Source organism: Peptoniphilus duerdenii ATCC BAA-1640 (assembly GCF_000146345.1).
Taxonomy (GTDB): domain Bacteria; phylum Bacillota; class Clostridia; order Tissierellales; family Peptoniphilaceae; genus Peptoniphilus_B; species Peptoniphilus_B duerdenii.
The window spans coordinates 1475278-1495339 of record NZ_GL397071.1 but is presented as its reverse complement, the minus strand read 5'-3'; the positions used below and the strand labels follow the sequence as shown (position 1 = coordinate 1495339).

The window sequence follows — 20062 nt, the reverse complement described above, 5'->3', positions numbered from 1 at the left end:
ACTACTAAAAATGATAATTGTAAAATCATATAGATAATGATTATTAAAATGTTTTTACATATTAAAAAATAAGGTGAGTTCCATTAACCCACCTTAAATCTTTAATTTTACTTAGTTATGCTTACTGTCTTAGTAGCTCCATCCCAATCAACTTTTGCTCCAAGAATTTCTGAGATTGCTCTTAGTGGAACGAAAGTTCTAGAATTTTTAATCACTGCTGGAGAATCGATGGTGATCTTCTTACCATTCGCATCGATTTCTTTAGAACCGATTGCTAAAACAGCCTTGTTATCTCCAATGATTACAGATTTAGTTTCCGCATTCCAATCTACCTTTTCTCCTAACGCTTCAGATATAAATCTAAGAGGAACCATAGTTCTTCCATTTTCAATGTAGGCAGGAGTTTCAGGTTTTATTTCTTTGCCAGAAACCATGATTTTAATTTCTGATGGTGCATTAACTTTATTATCAGGTTTTGAATCTTTAATTTCTGTAGCTTTTGCACTTGACCAATCGAATACTAAGTAAGCTTTTTGTTCTCCTGATCCAGGTCCACCTCCAGCGATTGAATCCATAGCATCTACCCAGACAGCAACTAGTATTTTATCTTCTTTTGGGCTAGTTCTAACAAATTCATGTACTTTGTTGTATTCGCCTGATATAGGAGATTGTTTAGTTTCTACTCTAGGAGAGTCCTTATCGCCTTCATAAATAAATAGATTTGTTAGTTCCCCTTCCATATTCATAAATTCCATCTTCTTAGCATATATTTTATATACAAACTTACCATCTTTTTCTACAACTTCAGCTGTAGGTCTAAGTGATGGGTTTCCCATGGATTCTTTACCTGGTTCGCCAAACTTTTCAAGTTTAACAGGCACTTCATACTTAGTGGCTGCAAAACTAAATGTTGGGATTAAAACTAACGCTAAAATTATTGATAAAAATATTTTTTTCATTTTACACCTCTTTTATAGGGACAGCCAAAGACTGTCCCATATTAAATAATTAATTGTGATCAATATTGAATAAAACTTGAGCAACTTGCGCTCTAGTAAATGGTGATTTTGGAGCAAATTTACCATCACCCATTCCATTTACAACACCAAGTTTTGCCATTTCTTTTACAGCGTCTTTTGCCCAGGATTCAATTTTTCCATCATCCATGAAACCATTGCTATTTCCCTTAGCATTTAGACTCTTATTAGAAACTTTCAAGAATTTACTCATTATAACAGCCATTTCTTCTCTAGTAAGTTCTTTGTCCGGCGCGAATCTACCTTGACCAACTCCAGAAACTATACCCATCTTATTCGCCCATGCGATATAAGAACTGTAGTACATACTAGACTTAACATCATTAAAGTTTTGTGAATTGTAAATACTTGTATTTACATTTAGCATCCTGCCAAGTACGGTTACAAATTGACCTCTAGTTATAGATTTATTTGGACCAAATTCAGCATTTGATAGTCCAAAGAAGTAACCCTTACCAACTACATAGTCAATAGCTTGCTTAGCCCAGTGACCGCTTACATCTTTAAATGAATTAGATGAGCTACCTGACATAGAACTTTGAGTTTGAGCTTGTTTATTTTGTTGGTTTTGTTGATTTTGTTGATTTTGTTGGTTATTGTTTCCGCCATATCTGCCAACTTCTCTTGCATTATTCCAGTTAAAGGAAAGAATTGCTTTTTGTTCTCCTCCTCCAGGACCTTTGCCTACGATTTCGTCCATAGCATCTACCCAAACTGCAACGTTTACTCTGTCATATTTGCCATTCATCACCCATGACCAAGTGCTACCTGATTGATCGGCTCTGTTCTTGCCACCGTCAATGATAAAAAGATTTGTTAAGTTACCTGTCAAAGTCTTGCCGCCAAACTCTCTTTGGATTGAATGGAAATTAACGCTGTATCTAAATTGTCCGTTTCTTTCTTCTACTCTTGCAGTGTGATTGATGGCTGCATTTGCCATTGAGTAACCGCTTTGGTATGCGTGAAGAACTTCTACCGGTACTTCGTATTGAACTGTAACGGGACCGTTGTTTTGGTTGTAGTTTTGATTGTTGTTTTGGTTGTTGTTACCCCAACCTTGGTTATTGTTGCCCCAACCTTGGTTGTTATTACCCCAACCTTGGTTATTGTTACCCCAACCTTGGTTATTGTTGCCCCAACCTTGGTTGTTATTACCCCAGCCTTGGTTGTTTCCAGAATTATTTGACTTACTTGTGTCTAAAACAAGACCAGCTTTAGCAGATTTTAGTTCTTCAATAGCAGATTTAACTTCGCTTTCTGTAACTACTGGCTTAGAAAGTAAGTTCATCAAAGAATTATAAGCATTGACGTACCTCATATTACTTTGATAAGTGTATTGAGGTCCTCCGAAGTTAGAATAGCTCCTCAAAGCTTCTATAACTGCAGTTCTATTTGAAAGATCTGGAGTAGGAATAGGTGGATTTGGAGTTGGTGTAGGAGGTGTAGGTGTAGGAGTAGGTGTTCCTCCGCCGGGAGTAACATCAGTCATATTTCTCTTGTCAAATACAAGTCTTGCATTTTGTGCCCCTGCACCTGGTCTGCCGCCCATAAGGCCGTCCATAGCATCTACCCAAACTTTTACGTAAAGTGTATTGTCCTTTAGATTATCAAACTCAGCCTTTGTAAGTTTAATTCTAAATACCTTGGGGAATTGTTTTCGAGATCCGTCCATGGCTTTGTCTTCCATTTGTTCTAAAACTTCAGCAGGAATTGCCTCTCCCCTTGTAGTATTGTCCTTATAGCTAAATAAATTAGTCAAATGTCCGTAAAATTTAGTTGTGCCCAAAGGTACTTCAATACCTTGGAAAGTCAAATCAATATATACATCATCGCCCTTTATGCTTACCTTGGCAGGAGATATTAAGGCTTTGTTGCCCATGGACGGCTTCTCTTCAACTGAGTGCATAAGTGTAACAGGCATAGTATATACTTTTTCACTTGCTCCCGGTGTAACAGTTACATCGGCACTCTTACTAAAAGTTTCAATAGCTTTGTTTAAATTAGCCAAAGCTTCATTAATTTGGTCTTGAGCATTAGCACTATTTAAAACATTTTTAGCAGCTTCAATAGCAGTCTTTAAAGTTTTAAAAGCATCTTCGCTTTTTTTACCTTGGCTTATCTTTTCGGCATCCTTTATCTTAGCATCAAGCTCTGTTTTATTTAATTGTGCTTGCTTTTCAGGACTATTTTTAAAAGTTTCTATGGCTTTATTTAATGTAGTTACTGCACCATCTATGGCAGTTTGTTCAGTTGCACTATTTAAAACTTCTTCTGCTGAAGTTATTGCAGCTTTAAGAGTATTAAATGCTTCATTTGTTTTTTTACCTTGTTTTATGCTTTTAGCATCTTCTATTGCTTGATTTAAGCTATCTTTATTGATTTCTTCTATTTTTTCTTCTAATACTTTTTTCCCTATATCATAATTTGGAATACTAAACATATCTTCAATAGGATCGTCATTTTTACCGGGCTTTAATTTTATTCTTCTTTTACCTTCTTCTACCCTTATAAACCTAGCATTAATTAATCCTATTGTTTTGTCTTCACCATTAATTGATAGAGGCACATCTTTCAGCTTTATCTTTGTTATTCTATTTTTATAAGTGTTTTTTTCATTTGTAACAGTAAAATCCTTGCTATCTAATACTTCTGCATCTTTTATACTTCCATCAGATGACTTGTATTGGATTGGTTTAGAATCATCAATTTTTACTAATCCGGTCTCTATAAGCTTAGTTCCTTTTTTGTATTGTTCAGCCCAATATACGGTAATATCAGCTTTATTATTTCTTATTTCCAAGTCGTATATTGGTATAATGCCTTCTCCGGGATCAAATTTAAGCTTATTATAATTTCCCTGGAGTAATTCATCATTGTATTGCTCTCTCGTGTATTTTATCTTATTATTTTCCTTATCCCATAAAGCATCAAGCATAGCTTGGTTTACCGGCAAACTTATTATTTTTAAAGCTTTATATTTTCCACTTTGCAAATCTAACTTTTCCAATTTCATATCTTCCCATCTCATTAGAAGATTGAAATTTTGTAAAGAATTACCCATCGCATCAACCTTTACTTTAAAAAGTTTTTGAGACTCATAATTTGTCGAACCATCTTCATATTTTAATGGTATTTCATAAATTTCCGGAAAAGATAATTCAATGCCACCTACATTCTCTGAAAAATATTTCTTTAAGTATTGCGGATTATCTAAAGCTATTTCCTTTGCTGTAAAAACTGTAGGAGCTTTCATATATTGGTCAAAATCATCTACTGAATTATAAGTCCACAGTTTCATGAGATGTCCTGTTATTGCCTGTCCACCTGTATAAGCAGGATCGCTCAATGTCAGTGGCTTAAATTTTATTCTCAACTTAATAGAACCATCTTGCCCAACAATTAGTTCTCCGTTATCTTCTACTGCACCATCTGCCATTGAATATTTTCCTGGTGAATTTGAATACCTGATAGATAGAGGAATATTATAAGTCCCCGGAAGCAAGTCTTTAGGTATTGGCTTAGGCCAACCCTGAAAGATATATATCCTAAATTTGTCATGTGTACTACTATAATAATCTACCGGTTGGAGGCTAAGATTTATTAAATATTTCCTTCCATCATGGCTTGATTTATAATCCTGTATTACGTAAAATCCTTCCCCTTGTTCGTCATAACTTCTTTTTTTATCTAATTTCTTAGGTTCACTCCATGAATTAGTGGAATCATCGAAGGATGATAAATACAATTCAACTTGTTCAGGCCAGATGTTATACATACTTCCGTCATCTATTCCGGAACTATTTATAACAAAATTACCATAATAGTCGCACCCAACATCGTGCTTTAAGTCTAATTCATAGGCATTCCACTGAGGGTCATCCTCTTTATTAACAGCTGCTTCATCTTTATGTTTTTCTCTAAATTCTTTAAAGTTTTGATCATTATCAGATATTTTTTTGCCTGACATCTTTAATCTATTTTCATCAAATATGGGATGAGTTGCCGTTTCATCCGTAGATACATCTTTTCCTTGAGCCCATCTTTTATATACTTCCGGATGAATTTCAAAGTGCGCTCTGTTATCTCCGGTGATTGGAATTATAGCAGATGGATCTTCTGCAAATATATTTATCGGTAAAACAAGTACAGATAATATAAATATCAATAGTATGTTTTTTATATTTTTCATCAATATCTCCTTCTCTCAATTATTAGGTGGCCTTAAAAATTTATTCCTAAGACCACCTTATTAAATTATCTTTCAAACTGAAATATCAGTTATTCTTACAATTAGTTCTTGTCTATGTTGTATAGAATTTGGGCTACTTGTGCTCTTGTAAATTGTGTCTTCGGTGAGAAGCTTCCGTCTTCCATGCCTTTTACAAGTCCAAGTTTTGCCATTTCCGTTACCGCATCTTTTGCCCAAGATTCAATATTTACGTCGTCCTTAAATGCACCTCCCGTTCCTTTTACATTTAATTTTTTGCCTGAAACCTTTAAGAATTTAACCATCATGACTGCCATTTCTTCTCTTGTGATTTCTTTGTCCGGGTCAAAGCTTCCGCCTCCTCTGCCCTTGGTTATGCCGACGCTTTCCGCCCAAGCTACATAGGGTGCGTAGTATGCATCTGCTTTGACGTCTTTAAAGTTGTTGGACTTAAATGAAGTCTTGTCGATGTTTAATATTCTTCCAAGTACTGTTACCAGTTGTCCTCTTGTGATTGCTCTATTTGGTGCAAATTCTGTAGCACTTACTCCAGCAAAGTATCCTTTTTCAACCACATAGTTTATGGCTTCTTTTGCCCAGTGGCCTTCAATGTCTATGAAGTTGTCGGCCTTATTATTTTGTGCTTCTCTTTTTACTTCTTTGGCAGGTGATTTTGTTTCTGCGTTCTTTGTACCTTTATCCGCTGTCGGCTTGGTAGTTGAACCTGCGTACCACGGGTATGATGGATAGCTTGGGTAACTTGGCTTTGGTTCTGGTTGTGGTTGTGGTTGTGGAGTTGGACCTGGTTGTGGTGTTGGACCTGGTTGTGGAGTTGGTCCTGGTTGTGGTTCAACTTTATCTGCGCTTTCATTAAAGGCTTTTACTGCTGCTTTTAATGTAGTTGCAGCTTGGTTTAAAGCTTCTTGATCTGTTGCAGTTTTTAATGTTTCTTCTGCTGATGCGATTGTTGCTTTAAGAGTATTAAAAGCTTCATCAGTCTTCTTGCCTTGTTCAACCTTCTTAGCTTCTGCTATTTCTTTTGTTAAAGCTTCTTTTTGTAGTGGTGCTTGTGGTTCGTCTTCTATCAATTCTCCTGTGGCAGTGAATTTTAATCTTGCGCCTGGAGCCGCTCCTTGCATTCCGTCATTAGCTACTCTTATAAAATAAGTGTCTTTTTCAATTTTAGGTAATTTTACTAGTATTTGTTTGTCAAATATTCCTAATTTAGAGCTTCCTGAAATTACATCGCTGTATTTATAAATTGGTAAAACATCAAGTTTTTCTCCGTCTATTATGTCTTTAAATACGCTTAATTCTAATAAGTGAGCATTTAAAAATCCCGGACTCATTGTCTTTAGATTTAATAACAAATAGTTTTCATCTTTGCCGTATAATATCTTGCCCTCTTTCATAAAGCATCCACCTGCCATAGATGGATCATCTCTATCTTGTCTTTTTATTTCAATGGAGGTAATTTTATATGGAAGTGCATATTTTGGATTTTTAAATAGATTATCTAATTTTAAAAGATCTTCTTTTAAATCTTCTCCTGCTTGTAATTTACTTTCTAGTTGATTTTTAATTTCTACAACTTGGTTATAGAAATCTTTTGTAAATATCTCTTTATAAATATCACTATTTATACACTTTATTAATTCTTTTGCCAGCTCTGTGTTTATCTCTTTGTCAGAATTTTTGCCTTCGTTTATGAGTTCAAAGTTTCTGTCCATTTGATAGTTAAGTGCCAAAATATTGTCTACGGTTTTTTTTCGAAGGTTTTTTGCCTTCTCTAGTAGATTCTTTAAATTTATTTCTGCTAGTGAGTTGCCATTAATTGTTGTTTCTATTTGATTCATCTTGTTCTGTAGTGCTTCATTAGCTTCTTTTAGTTGAGTGTCGTAGTTTTTTTGACCCATTATATATGTTGAATCTGGATTTTTAATTGAAGCTTTTTTTATCAAATAGTTATATGGTAATTGTACTAATTTTCCATTGACAACTTCGTAAAAGGCTGTATTTTTATAGTAGTTTCTATCTGCTCCTGCTTTTTCAATTTTGATTTTAATTAGAGGGAACTTTTCACTGTTCCATGATTTATCTATATCTAGTTTTGCAGTTTCGTTATTATCTACAAAAGATAATTTATAAGCTGAAACATCTGAAAGCCCTTGATCTTCTGCTAGTTTTTTTAATTTTACTAATAGTTCATCATCTTTTATATTTTCAACTTTTAATACAGTAGTACTGTTAAAACAATATTCTCTTGAACTGTCTGCTTTAAAACTTATACTATTTGATTCGTCCTTTACTGCTTCTAGTTCATCATAGGCTTCTTTTGACAATGATATAGTTATTTCTTTTGATTCTGTAGATTGTGTAAAGTCTTTATTAAAGCCTTTGAATCTAACTTTTATATCTCCGCCTGTTTCTTTTAAGCTTTCTATATCTTCATATTGCAGATAGATTACAAAGTACTTATCAAATCCGATTGCTGGTTTATTTTCATTTCTAAAACCTGCATCTTTTGAATCTTGTGTGGGCTCTGTTCCGTCAAGTGTATATTTAATATGTCTTAAGTCTCCAAGCAAGAATGAGTTTCTCTTTATCTTTATGGCAATTTCGCCGGAGCCATGATTTATTATTTTAAATTTTCCTTTTTCCAATGATGTATATGGCGTATATATTTTGCCGTCTTTTTCTACATCAAATTCAAGTTTTTCTGTGCCTTCCTTTTGTGTAAAACCTTTTTGGCTTACTATAAACTCATCTATGTTGCCAAGTGTTTTACCTTGTATGTCGCTGTCTGAAAATCTGACAATTGCTTTTCCTGGTATTTTATTATTGTTATAAATACTTGCCATAAATTCGCCAAACAGATACACTTGCGATTTTCCGTCTATTGGTATGTCTATTTGTGACAATTCATATTCGCCGGCATTATGGCCACTTTCTATTACTTTGCCTGTTGCTTCTATTTTTTCACTGGATTCATCATAGGAATATTTTAATTGCTTTGTTCCATAGTCAAGCTTGTTGCTTCTCTTATCTATAGATAAATATGTTAAACGTAGGTGCTCTGCTCCATCTATCTTTACAATTTGTCCATAGTCATCTAGGATGTTTCTTATTCTAGGATCTGCCGGTCCACCGTCTTCTACGTTTAATTTCACATATTTTACAAATTCTATATTTGATTCTTTATTTGGGCTGCTATTAAATGTTTCTACTGCTGCCTTTAATGCAGTTACTGCTTCATCTAGTTGAGTTTGCTCTGTTGCACTATTTAAAACTCCTTCAGCAGAAGTTATTGCATCCTTAAGTGTATTAAATGCTTCATCAGTCTTCTTGCCTTGTGCTATCGCCTTAGCTGTTTCTATTTCTTTGGTTAAAGCTTCTTTTTTTAATACGTTCGGGCTGCTATTAAAGGTTTCTACCGCTGCCTTAAGTGTTGTTATTTCTTTGTCCAAAACTTCTTGGTCTGTTGCTTCTTTTAATACATTTTCAGCTTCTGCAATTGCACTTTGAAGTATGTTAAATTCTTCTAATTTTTTATTGCCTTTAACTATATCTTTTGCCGCTTTGATTGCATCTGATAAGTTTTGTGTATTTAAAACAACTTTTGTGAACTTGGTCTTGTCTATTACTATCTTGGCATTTTGCTCTCCTCTGCCCGGTGTTATTGGTTCACCCTGCTCTAATCCTAAAGCGTCCATGGCATCTACCCAAACTTTGATCCATAAGAAGTCCGATGCTTCAAATAGGCTTTTGTCCATTGTGTATCTAAATATTTGCGGATAATTATGCTTTTTACCGTCTAAGCCAGGGTCCAACTGTGTCTTTATTACTTTCGCTTCCACTGCTTCTCCCCCTGCGTTCGGAGCTTTGTTGTCTCTGTAAAAGAACAGGTTTGTCAAATGGCCTTTCATTCCAAATAATTCCATGCCTTTAAATGCAAGTTCTACAGTAACTTTGTCTCCTCTGTAGACTACTTTTGCCGTGTGTTCTATTGCATTATTCGCCATGGATTTTTGCCCCGGATTATACGCATGGGCTACTTCTACAGGTGCTGTGTATATTCCATCTTCTACACCGCTTGTAACTGATTGCGATTCTAACGCTTGTACTATGGTAGTATTTTCTGGCGTTGGGATTACTGGGTGTGCAACTACTAATGAAGGTGTCATAATCGACGCTATAAGTGTTGCCGATATTGCTTTTCTAAATTTGTTCATCAAACTCTCCTTTCATTTTTTTGTCTTACTTTTAACTCTTAGTTTGCTAAGTGTTTTATATTTTTTGCAAAATAGTTTGCTGCTTTTAATAATTCTTCTTCTGTTGCCTTTCTTGATTTAAGACTTGTGTCTATCATTTTTTCTTTAATCTTCTTCGGTACTATCACTCCTTTTATTCCTTTTAATTTTTCTATCATCTTTGGGTCTACTAGCCCAGGGCATATATATTGACCCAGCGATTCTTTTCCTCTTAGTAAACCTTCCAAATTCTTAATGACTTTTCTCCCATGTTCTGAGTCGGGCATGGCGCCTAGTGTTGCAAATAGACCCAACTTTTTATTTTTTATTTTTTCTAAATATTTACGGGTTTGTGTTTCTAAGGTTCCCCTATCTACCCAGCCTCCCAAGAGGACAAAGTCATAACTTTCTATGTCTGGTGAATCTCTTATGTTTTTGATCGTCATTTCATATTCATCTTTCAAGGCTTCATATATTTTTTCTGCCATCCTTTTTGTGTTGTCTGTCTTGGATGAATAAATTATTATTCCTTTCATTAATCCTCCTTTATTCTTCAGCCAATACATACTTTCTATCTTCTATATCTATGATTTTTAATTTTGTATCATAGATTTTACTTATTTTTTCTCCAGTAAGCACTTCTTTTGCTTTTCCTTGAAATTCAATTTTTCCTTTCATCATTCCTACTATTGTGTCCGAATATTCTATGGACTGGTTGATGTCGTGAAGTACCATGATTATTGTTTTTCCAAGATTTTTATTTAAATCTTTTACTAGTTTTAAAATTTCTACTTGATACTTTATGTCTAGATAGGTTGTAGGCTCATCTAGTAGTAATATGTCACTATCCTGAGCTATTGCCATTGCTATCCAAGCTCTTTGAACCTGCCCTCCAGATAGAGAGTTTACTTTTTCATTTCTAATTTTTTCTAGACCGCATACTTCTATCGCCTGTTCTATTTTGTCCTTGTCATCTTTACTTGGCTTTTGCATAAATCCAAGATACGGGTTTCTCCCATATGAGACTAATTCTTCTACTCTTATATCTCCAGAGATTTGATTCTTTTGTCTAACTATGGCTACCTTTTGGGCAAATTCTTTTCTTTCAATGTTTTTTATATTTTTGCCATCTAAGGTTATCAGTCCCATTTTTGGTTTCTCTACTCTGGTTATTAATTTAAATAGTGTTGATTTGCCGCAGCCGTTTGCACCGAGTAATGTCGTTATTTTTCCCTTTTCAATTTTTAAATTTAAATCTTGTATTACCATATTTTTTCCATAGGAGAAAAATAGATGTTTAATTTCCATAATTTTTCCCTCCTATTTTTAGTAATGTTATAAAGAATATTCCGCCCACCACTGTCATAACGACCGATGGTTTTATTTCGTATGGATAGGCTATTATCCTTCCTAATGTATCTGATAATAGTAATGTGATGGCGCCTAGTATCATTGAATAGGGTATGAGTCTCTTATGATTTGATCCAAGAATTATTCTTCCTATATGGGGCACTACTAGTCCCAAGAAACCTATAACTCCTACTATTGCTGTGGAGACTGACGCCAAAATTATTGCTATCAGTGCCAGAATAAATCTGTCTCTATTTACATTTACTCCAAGTGATTTTGCTGTTTGGTCTTCTAATTGAAGGAGGTTTGCCGTTCGTATTGTGAATAGTGATATGATTAAAAATATTATTCCGTAAACTGCCATTATCCTTACATCTGCCCAAGTCTTTTGCGCCACATTGCCTTCGATTATTGACTGTACATTTGTTAGATTTCCTCCCATCATGGATTTTATTGCTTCGTTTATTCCCATAAGTGTCATGTTAAGTGCGACACCGACTAGAATTAGTTTTATAGGGTTTGATCCTCCATTCCATGCAAGTGAATATATTAGAATATATGCAAGAAGTCCTCCTAAAACCGAAAATGCTGGTGTTAAATAATAAAGTTTTGGAAATAGTATCATCACTAGACTTGCAGATAGACTCGCCGCCGATGAGATACCGATTATTCCTGGATCTGTCAGTGGATTTTGCATAACAGCTTGGAGAAGTACTCCAGATGTGGCTAAGGCTGCTCCTGCTAGTATTGCAATTATTATCCTTGGAAATCTCAAATCGTATATTGTTGCTACATCTGCATCGTATTCTAGAAATAGTCCCCTTATGAGCTTACCGAAAGTCATTTCTATGGAACCTGTCTTGGCAGAATAGAGTGTAAGAGCTAGCAATATGATTATTGATACTGTATAAATGAAAACTACTCTACTTTTTTTCATTGGAATTTTCTCCTGTACCTGTGCTTTGTTTGTAATTGTTTTTATAGAATAGATCTTCTAAATCATCTAGCGCTTCTTTGTAATTGAACTTTGCGCTCATTCCGAATTTTTTATAATCTAAGTCATATACTTTGTTTTCTTTGACGGCTCTAAAATGTTTCCAGATGTCATTTTCCGCAAAGTCTTTTCGAAACATTTCCTTTACATCATCTGGCATTGCATGGGCAGTTCGAAGAATCATATCCGGATCCTTTTTAAGCATGTCTTCCGTATTTATGGTTATAAATTGTTGGTCCGTTCCTTCATATACATTTTCTGCGCCTGCTAATTTAATAAGGCTACCTGCATATGAATTTTCTGTTGCAACTACATATGAGCCAGGAAGTCCCATAAGCACCAATACTTTCGGAGCTTTTTTATCCCTGTGTTTTGCCTTGTAGTCATCCATAAATTTTTTGTAGTCTTCTATAAGCTCTTTGGCTTCTTTTTTTCTGTCCAAAAGATTGCCAAGGTCTTCAATTGACTTATACATTCCATCTATGTTACTTAGATTTAAAAATCCGTAGTCTAAGTTTGCAGCTTTGTACTTAGGAAGCAAGTCCGATATTAATGATACTGGCGAAAATACATAGTCTGGATGTAGCTGTTTTAACTTTTCTATGTCCGGTGTCATCGCCATGCCTACCTTGGGTACGTCCTTGTACCTTTCAGGCATCTTATCTATATTTGAATCTGGAACTGCTACCAGGTCTATATTTAATTTTTCCATTATGTAGACCGTTGCCATTGAGGTTGCAGCTATTCTTAACTGTCCTTTATGGGCGTTTGTACTTTGTTTTTGGTCTACACAAGCTGTAAGCATTACAAGTGCCATTATTGTCGCTAGGAGTTTTTTAATCTTCATAGGTTTCACTCCTTTTTTGATTTAATTCCTCTTCAACTTTTGCTTTGTAAATAAATGATAAGATTGCCATAATCAAAAGAGCCGAAGTCATAATAACGAGTAGTCCTACTAGTCCATAGATGCATGCCATAGTAATCTTGCCTGGTTTTGTTCTTTCTTTTGTCTCTTCTTCGCTGTCTTCTGAGTAATATAATTTTTTTATAATTTCAGAATCTTTCGTTAAAAGTCCATGGGAATAACCTAGGTCTCCTGCTGATAATTTTGAATTTACGACATGTTGTTCTATCTTTTCTCCCTCAGTCTGTGGACCTAGCACCTGTCCGACTTGACTATTATTTTCTACTGGTTTTAAACCTTTTAAGTTTGGCATTGTAGATTGACTTGCACTTTCTTCTTTAGACGGAACATTGTTTATTTGAGTTTCTTGATTAGATTCTACCGTTTCATTAGTTTCTTCTGCTGAAGATGAATTTACATTTTCAAGTGTCGCAAAATCTGTATTTCCTTCCACAAAATCCGAAATTGTGTAGTAAAATATTACATCCCTACCCATTGGACCTACGAAGAAAGTAGCTCTTACCACTATATTTTTGCTTGGTATTTCAAATCTATAATCTCTTGTCTCTTCTGTCTGTCCTGTTATTTCAGCCGATACAGAATAGAAGTCTTGGTCTCCGTAGTTTTGAACTGCAAAAGTTTCGTTCTTTATATAGTTTGCAAGGTTATATCTAACCGTTAAAAATATTCTTCCATCGTCTGTGGTTTCTACAAGAGCTTGTGGTGAAACTACATTTTCTGTCATGCCTTGACCTATACCAGGATTGTTGCCTGGATCTTCTATAACACCTGTCACTGGATGACTATAGTATGGTGTTGTCTTTGCAATTTCTTGTGTATATGCATATACATTACTTACTATTGAAATTCCTATTATTAGGCTTAGGATAAAGGCTGTCATTTTATTTCTCATCTTTTCTAAGTCCTCCTATAAATAGTATTTCTTCTCTCATATCTCGAATTGCGTCAAGATTTTTTCTAATGAAATATATTGAAAGAATATTAAACGCCAAAAAAACCATTAATATGAATATTATGAGTCCACTGTATTCTCTCTCTTGTATTGTGTCAGCTTCCTTATTTAGGTTTTGAGTTTTATTTTCTTTATTTGCTAAATCCATCTGTTTTTGCAATGAACTGGATGCATTAGGCTGTGGATTTGATAGCTTACTATTATTTGTATTTTCAGTATTAACTGTTGTTCTATTTGTTTTACTTAATATCGGTTTTTGTTTTGTCTTTTTAACAGTTTTTAAAAATTTCTCCGCCTTTTCATTCTTCTTTTCTATTGGCAATTTGTTCTCTGGTGATTCTGTATTTTCATTTTGAACCAAAGCATCACCACTCTTAACAAATACATATACGCCAGGATTTTTAACCTTCGCTTTTACGTGGTCCTTGTCAAAAGTAAATTCTAGTTTCTTTTTTTCTCCATTGGTAAAATCATACAAAGCCAAATTATCTTCTTTTTTAAATTTTAAAAGAGGAAGTCTAAGCTCCATTTCTTTTTTTGGAATTATCTTCTTCCTTTTGTCTTGTATTTTCTTATCTTCTTCCTTAATCTCATCTAAAGGTCCAAGAAATTCTATTTTAAATACATTTACCTGGTCTAATTTATCGAAATCTTTTGAATATTCTTCTGCATTTTTTCCGGATAGCTTATTGCCATAGAAAGAAAACTCTTCATCAAAAGTTCCCGGTTCATAATTTACAATTAAATTTTTATTTTCAACTTCTCCAGAAGATGAACTATCAAACTCTGGTTTTTTAGGTCCTTCCTCGAATTTTTTTATGAGTTCTGCCTGATCCTTATCTATTTTTTCAATAGAACCATATTCAAGTTTTATCCTTGCTCTTATGGGTTCGTCTCCCATGGGCTCTACTTTTGGATCTACAAAAACTTTTGTCATCTCATCCATATTTACAAGTTTCGTTCTAAATACAGCGGGACGCTTATCTTTTTCCTTTGGTATTTCCATTTCAAAATCTCCAGCTTCTGCAGGGTAGTAGTTCCCGTCATCTTTTTGAAAATATATGTTTATAAGAGAAGCTGTGATGCTCATGTATTCCATTTTTCCTGAGCCTATGTACAAATATCCCACTTTATCTTTTACTTCTATTTCGGCTACCTGCACCATTGCTTTATTTCCCATGCTTTCCTTTTCTTCATATGCATGCCATAATTTAACGGGTATTTTGTAGTAGCCATCTTCCAAATTAATTAAATTTGCTTTATTCTCTTTATTATTGCTTCCAGTGCAATAAGTTTTATTTGGAATAAATAGCAATAATAAAAGTATGTAAATTAAAATTTTATTTTTAATTTTAAAAACCTCCTCGTCATGATGATAAATTATATCAATATCATATAGCTTATTTTTATTTTTTGTATGATTTTTTGCAATAAAAAAAAGTTAACTTACGTTAACTTTTTTATGCTTTCAATTAATGTTATTGATAATGTTTTCTATTTAATCCTTTTTTTATCTACTTTCTACAATTGTTATATTTTATATTCATCAAAATTTTGATATTAATATAGGTTAACAGAAAATACAAAATTTGCTTTCCCTATATGGGCTGCAAATCCTATATGAGTTTTTATTTTTAAATTTACAGATGCTTGTAGGATTCCGCTACCTAAATTGTTCCAAAATTTTATAATTTTTAAAGGAATTCTAAAGATACCATCCTTTACATCTATAGTATGCTCTCCTTTTTCATCTTCATATATCAAAAATATAGGCATGGATTTTTTCTTAAATCCATTTTGTATTTTTTCTATCATCTTAGTTTTCAAACATAGATATTCTTCATCTTCGACTATTATTTCTACTTCTTTTTCAAATCCCATCATAGCCATGGAATTTTCTACAAATGAATTTTTATTATTTTCACTTACTTTATATACTGTAAGGTTAATTTCGCTAGAAGTATTGGAATATACTTTTAGCAGCTCTTCATTTTTTACCTTATTTTTTAATTTTTCTATCTTTTTTATATGCGATGAATAATCTTTTATTATTTCTCTTAGGTTTTCTAAATGGATGAGTTCATCTGATACTTTTAAAACTTCTTCATCATCCATCTTTAGTATATGTCTTAATATTGTTTTGGAATCTTCCAGTATTTGATTGTATTCATTTGCAAATTTTTCTCCAATCTTCGTCAAATGAAAATCGTTAGTATCTTTATAAAGAAGTCCTAGTACCAACATCCTGTCCATTATTTTTTTTGCGTTTACTTTTGAACAATCAAAGTATTTGCTGGCGTCAGTTATCGTTCTTTTTCTTGGATTGTTCTTTAAAAATAATAGATACTCAATTTGCATTTTTGTTAATTTCATCTCTGTCATTATGAGTTGATGCTCCTTTGCATATTAATTACTTCATCACATATTCTAAGTGTACTCTTCCTATGAGAAGATATAAAGATAGTCTTATCATCTTTTTCTTCATATAGGGACTTTAAGATTATTCCTTCGTTATATGCGTCGATATTTGCTGTCGGTTCATCCAAAATATATAGTTTTGAATCTCTTAAAAACATCCTAGCAAGGGCAAGTCTTTGTATCTGTCCTGTTGAAAGTAGCGCCTTATCCTTTACTATTTCTGTGTCAAATCCATGATCTAAAGACATGATAAAATCATAGATATTTGCTTTTTTTGTTGCTTCTATTAAATCAATTTCTGTTGCACTTTCATTTGCCACCAAAAGATTTTCTCTTATTGTTCCTTTGAATAGATGACTTTCCTGTGCCACATATGAAATATTATCCCTAAGATTTCTACTATTTATATCTTTTAAATTTATTTCGTTTAAGGAAATTTTGCCTTCTTTAGGATCGAAAAATCTCATTATTAGTTTAAGAACCGTAGATTTTCCACATCCACTCTTGCCTTCTAAGCCTACAACTTGATTTAATCTAGAGGATAAATTAAAGTCTTTTATTAATTCTGTGTCATCGTATGAAAATTCCACATCTGTAAGATCAATTTTTTCATAACTAACTTCATTTTTATTTGTAACTTCATCTACTGCAGGAGCTTCACTTAAAAGTGACATAACTCTTTTGCCACAAGCAAAGGTTAAAACCAAGTTATTACCAAGTGATGCAAGTGCTGATGTAGGACCAAAGGATGAAATAAATATGGCTATTGGAAATATTAAGTTTAAGAAATTTACTTCTCCTGCCATGTATAGTCTTGCTCCAACTAATATGAAAACTATATTTGCTATAAGAATTATAGTTGAAGATGTGGCAAAATTATTTCCCATATTGTTTGATAGTTTCTTAGAAGATCTATTTAAATCCCTGGTTAAGCTATCCACTTCCTTCATTCTTTCATCTTGCATAGAAAAGTTTATTACTTCTTTAATCCCTTTTAAACTTTCAAGAATCGAAAGATTTAGATTTGATAAATTTTTTCTTTGATCATCTCCTAGTCTTTCGCCAATTTTTTGAGTTAGTGTTGGTATAATTATACCGAGAACAATATGAAATACCAACAGGCATAGCGCGTACTTCCAATGAATTTTATATAGAATTATAAAAAATATTAGAGTGTGGAAAAACGCAATTAAAACTGGCGATATCGTATGGGCATAGAACACTTCTAAAAGCTCAATATCTGCTGTTATTATAGAGATAAGCTGACCTTTGTTCTTCGTATCCATCTTTGCAGGGCAGAGTCTTCTAAGACTTTTGAAAACCAAATCTCTTATTATTGCCAAAGTTTTAAAAGCTACATAGTGGTTAAAAAGCTGCTCCGTATATTTGAATAAGGACCTTAAAATCGCAAGTGTTATTAAAATAAATAAAACCGTTTTTAGATTTATTATTTCTCCTATATAGATCTTTCCAAAATAATATGCTCCAAGACCAGGTATCAAAGTTGCAAAAACATGTCCTAGTAGCCCGAATGATACTGCAAAAATCATCTGTAAACTAAGAGGCTTAACAAGATTTAAAAGATCTATTAATAATTCTTTTCTCTCTCTTAAATTTTTCATTTGACACCCCACATTTCTAAATCCATCTGTGAATTGTAAAGATTTCCAAAGTTTTCCTTTTCCTTCATCTCTACAAAACTTCCCTCTTCTATTACTTTTCTATCTTTAAGGAAGTATATATAGTCCGCGTTTTCAGTATTTCTAAGTCTGTGAGTTATTAGCACTATGGTCATATCTTTTTTTAGCCTAGATAAAATATCTAAAATAATTTCTTCAGATTCTATATCTATATTTGAAATAGCCTCATCAAGTATCAAGACTTTTGGCTTTCTAAGTAGAGCTCTAGCAATAGAAATTCTCTGTTTTTGTCCTCCAGATAAGTTGTTCCCTTGACTTTCTATAATTGTATCTAGCCCATCTTGATTTTCAAAATATTCATATAATCCAACAATTTTTAATTTATCCATAAGTTCTTCATCACTTGCAGTAGGATTTGCAAAAAGCAGATTATATCTTAAACTGTTGCTGAAAATAAATGGATTGTTGTCAATCATACAGATATTTTCTATTATACTGTCAGATTTTATATCGTTCTTACCATTATAAAAAATATTTTTTCCATTACTCCCTAGCATGCCGCAGATCAATTTAGCGATTGTAGATTTTCCACAGCCACTCTTCCCAACTAAACAGGTTATTTCATTTTCTTTGCATGTAAGATTTATATTCTCTAATACTTGTTCCTTATCATAAGAAAAATCTAGATTTTTAAGTTCAATAGTAACCCTATCTTCATCTATTACTTGTGAACCGTCCACAGGCTCTTCTATTTCTAGAACTTCAAACAGAGTTGTAGCAGCAGAAATACCATTCATAGCAACGTGGAACAATGCTCCTAGTCTTCTTAGAGGATTGAAAAATTCTTGAGATAGAAGAATAAATACAAAACCTGTAAATATAGAAATTTGTCCCATAGAAAAATATTTTAGAGTCATATAGATTACAGTTGCACTTCCAGTATATGAGACAAGGTCCATAACAGTTATATTGTTTAGCTGAACCATGAGAAGTTTCATAGTCTTAACTCGGAAATCCTCAGCCATCTCATTTAATTTATCATTGTACTTTTCATCCGCATTGAAAATCTTTAAAGTGGTAAGTCCGTATAGAAAATCTATAAACACTTCCCCTAGGTTTGCATAGGACTTCCAATAAGATTTAACCACCCTCTTAGCTAACTTCTGTACCATAAAAATTGCTATTGGAATAAATGGTAAGAATACAAGTCCTACAATAGCAATCTTTAAATTTACAAAGGACATAATTATAAATAACATAATTGGTCCTATTAGAGAGAATACAAGCTGTGGTAGCAGCTCTCCATAGAAGATATTTAGTTGCTCTATTCCTTCTACACTGAGATTTATAACTTCTGATATAGAAATCTTTTCTCCATATTCCATTTTAAATCCATAGACCTTTTTAAAAAGTCTTTGTCGAAGTGATTTCTTGATTCTATTAGAAATCTTATGTGAAATATAAAAGTTATACTTTATAATAATTATTTTTATAAGAATAATTGCGAAAATTTGAAATATAAATCCTTTAACTAAATAATTTCCCTTAACAATTTCATTTAAGAAATTCCCAATTGAAAATATAAGAGCTATATTAGTAAATAGCTCAAAAACCTTGAGTAATATCAAAATTAATAACGAGTTTTTTTCTCTACCGATTTCTCTTAAAAGATTTTTATTCAGCATTTTCTACCTCCGGCACAGTCTTAATCTTAGCGAAAAAGTATATGTAGTGGAATATTAAGACTAATACAAGACAAATCCTAGCATGGGATATTTTAACTACATAAAAAGATATTGCTATAAAAAATGTAATCATCGACAAAATTTTTATCTTTTTCTTCATAGTTAAACCTTTCTTTTCTTTTATAGGTTCTATATTGTTCTTGTAGATATTGGTTGAAATAAACCATTTGTGGAATCTTTCCGATCCTTTTGCAAAACAAGCAGTTGCTAAAAGTAAAAATGGAGTTGCAGGTAAAAGTGGTAGGTATATCCCAACTATTCCTATTCCTAAAAATATAAATCCTAAAATTAAAAATATGTACTTCAATACTACCTCCTGATAATTTATATTAATAATATGTTTTATACTATCAAAGTATATTTTTTATGTAAAGTATTTTGATATTAATTATTATTCGATATAAAAGTACATTTTTCAAATTCTCTGTAAATTTAGCGGTTTTATAAAATTTTTTTAGTTAACTTAGGTTAACTAAAGTTTAATTTTTATTAGTAATTATATTATTTTTTTGATGCTATCCGGATAGCATTTAAATTTATTTTA

At 32.9% G+C, this 20062-nt stretch carries 13 protein-coding genes; all 13 read right to left on the bottom strand.

Features of this window, described 5'->3' with window-relative positions:
* Positions 1–107: 107 nt before the first annotated feature.
* Positions 108–959, bottom strand: coding sequence for a copper amine oxidase N-terminal domain-containing protein (locus tag HMPREF9225_RS06675; RefSeq protein WP_008902180.1), 852 nt, complete (start codon positions 957–959; stop codon positions 108–110).
* A gap of 49 nt (positions 960–1008) precedes the next feature.
* Positions 1009–5226 (bottom strand): S-layer homology domain-containing protein, encoded by a 4218-nt coding sequence (locus HMPREF9225_RS06670; RefSeq protein WP_008902179.1) that lies wholly within the window; start codon positions 5224–5226, stop codon positions 1009–1011.
* A 101-nt stretch (positions 5227–5327) separates the two neighbouring features.
* Positions 5328–9476, bottom strand: a complete 4149-nt coding sequence (locus HMPREF9225_RS06665) for an S-layer homology domain-containing protein (RefSeq protein WP_008902178.1) — start codon at positions 9474–9476, stop codon at positions 5328–5330.
* A gap of 38 nt (positions 9477–9514) precedes the next feature.
* Complete coding sequence (locus tag HMPREF9225_RS06660; protein ID WP_040551408.1) at positions 9515–10030, bottom strand: flavodoxin family protein; 516 nt, start codon at positions 10028–10030, stop codon at positions 9515–9517.
* 10 nt (positions 10031–10040) lie between these two features.
* Complete coding sequence (locus tag HMPREF9225_RS06655) at positions 10041–10802, bottom strand: ABC transporter ATP-binding protein (RefSeq protein WP_008902176.1); 762 nt, start codon at positions 10800–10802, stop codon at positions 10041–10043.
* Positions 10792–11781 (bottom strand): FecCD family ABC transporter permease, encoded by a 990-nt coding sequence (locus tag HMPREF9225_RS06650; RefSeq protein ID WP_008902175.1) that lies wholly within the window; start codon positions 11779–11781, stop codon positions 10792–10794. Before HMPREF9225_RS06650 ends, HMPREF9225_RS06655 begins: the two co-directional genes overlap by 11 nt.
* The gene (isdE, locus tag HMPREF9225_RS06645) at positions 11768–12685 is read right to left on the bottom strand and encodes a heme ABC transporter substrate-binding protein IsdE (RefSeq protein WP_008902174.1); all 918 of its coding nucleotides are present in this window, start codon (positions 12683–12685) and stop codon (positions 11768–11770) included. The genes HMPREF9225_RS06650 and isdE overlap by 14 nt, the downstream gene beginning before the upstream one ends.
* Positions 12675–13655: a heme-binding Shp domain-containing protein gene (locus HMPREF9225_RS06640; RefSeq protein WP_008902173.1), complete on the bottom strand. Its 981-nt coding sequence runs from the start codon at positions 13653–13655 to the stop codon at positions 12675–12677. The genes isdE and HMPREF9225_RS06640 overlap by 11 nt, the downstream gene beginning before the upstream one ends.
* Positions 13645–14895: an iron transporter gene (locus HMPREF9225_RS06635; protein ID WP_342612701.1), complete on the bottom strand. Its 1251-nt coding sequence runs from the start codon at positions 14893–14895 to the stop codon at positions 13645–13647. The genes HMPREF9225_RS06640 and HMPREF9225_RS06635 overlap by 11 nt, the downstream gene beginning before the upstream one ends.
* A 380-nt stretch (positions 14896–15275) precedes the next feature.
* A complete protein-coding gene (locus HMPREF9225_RS06630; protein WP_008902171.1) occupies positions 15276–16097 on the bottom strand; it encodes a MarR family transcriptional regulator in 822 nt (273 codons plus the stop codon).
* A complete protein-coding gene (locus HMPREF9225_RS06625; RefSeq protein WP_008902170.1) occupies positions 16097–17755 on the bottom strand; it encodes an ABC transporter ATP-binding protein in 1659 nt (552 codons plus the stop codon). Before HMPREF9225_RS06625 ends, HMPREF9225_RS06630 begins: the two co-directional genes overlap by 1 nt.
* Positions 17752–19458, bottom strand: a complete 1707-nt coding sequence (locus tag HMPREF9225_RS06620) for an ABC transporter ATP-binding protein/permease (RefSeq protein ID WP_008902169.1) — start codon at positions 19456–19458, stop codon at positions 17752–17754. The genes HMPREF9225_RS06625 and HMPREF9225_RS06620 overlap by 4 nt, the downstream gene beginning before the upstream one ends.
* Positions 19448–19825, bottom strand: a complete 378-nt coding sequence (locus HMPREF9225_RS06615; protein WP_008902168.1) for a YbaN family protein — start codon at positions 19823–19825, stop codon at positions 19448–19450. The genes HMPREF9225_RS06620 and HMPREF9225_RS06615 overlap by 11 nt, the downstream gene beginning before the upstream one ends.
* Positions 19826–20062: the final 237 nt, after the last annotated feature.

What these genes read in the sequence shown, in the direction of transcription:
- HMPREF9225_RS06675 (WP_008902180.1), bottom strand. Translation starts at nt 959, where the DNA reads ATGAAAAAAATATTTTTATCAATAATTTTAGCGTTAGTTTTAATCCCA.
- HMPREF9225_RS06670 (WP_008902179.1), bottom strand. Translation starts at nt 5,226, where the DNA reads ATGAAAAATATAAAAAACATACTATTGATATTTATATTATCTGTACTT.
- HMPREF9225_RS06665 (WP_008902178.1), bottom strand. Translation starts at nt 9,476, where the DNA reads ATGAACAAATTTAGAAAAGCAATATCGGCAACACTTATAGCGTCGATT.
- HMPREF9225_RS06660 (WP_040551408.1), bottom strand. Translation starts at nt 10,030, where the DNA reads ATGAAAGGAATAATAATTTATTCATCCAAGACAGACAACACAAAAAGG.
- HMPREF9225_RS06655 (WP_008902176.1), bottom strand. Translation starts at nt 10,802, where the DNA reads ATGGAAATTAAACATCTATTTTTCTCCTATGGAAAAAATATGGTAATA.
- HMPREF9225_RS06650 (WP_008902175.1), bottom strand. Translation starts at nt 11,781, where the DNA reads ATGAAAAAAAGTAGAGTAGTTTTCATTTATACAGTATCAATAATCATA.
- isdE (WP_008902174.1), bottom strand. Translation starts at nt 12,685, where the DNA reads ATGAAGATTAAAAAACTCCTAGCGACAATAATGGCACTTGTAATGCTT.
- HMPREF9225_RS06640 (WP_008902173.1), bottom strand. Translation starts at nt 13,655, where the DNA reads ATGAGAAATAAAATGACAGCCTTTATCCTAAGCCTAATAATAGGAATT.
- HMPREF9225_RS06635 (WP_342612701.1), bottom strand. Translation starts at nt 14,895, where the DNA reads ATGGGAAATAAAGCAATGGTGCAGGTAGCCGAAATAGAAGTAAAAGAT.
- HMPREF9225_RS06630 (WP_008902171.1), bottom strand. Translation starts at nt 16,097, where the DNA reads ATGACAGAGATGAAATTAACAAAAATGCAAATTGAGTATCTATTATTT.
- HMPREF9225_RS06625 (WP_008902170.1), bottom strand. Translation starts at nt 17,755, where the DNA reads ATGAAAAATTTAAGAGAGAGAAAAGAATTATTAATAGATCTTTTAAAT.
- HMPREF9225_RS06620 (WP_008902169.1), bottom strand. Translation starts at nt 19,458, where the DNA reads ATGCTGAATAAAAATCTTTTAAGAGAAATCGGTAGAGAAAAAAACTCG.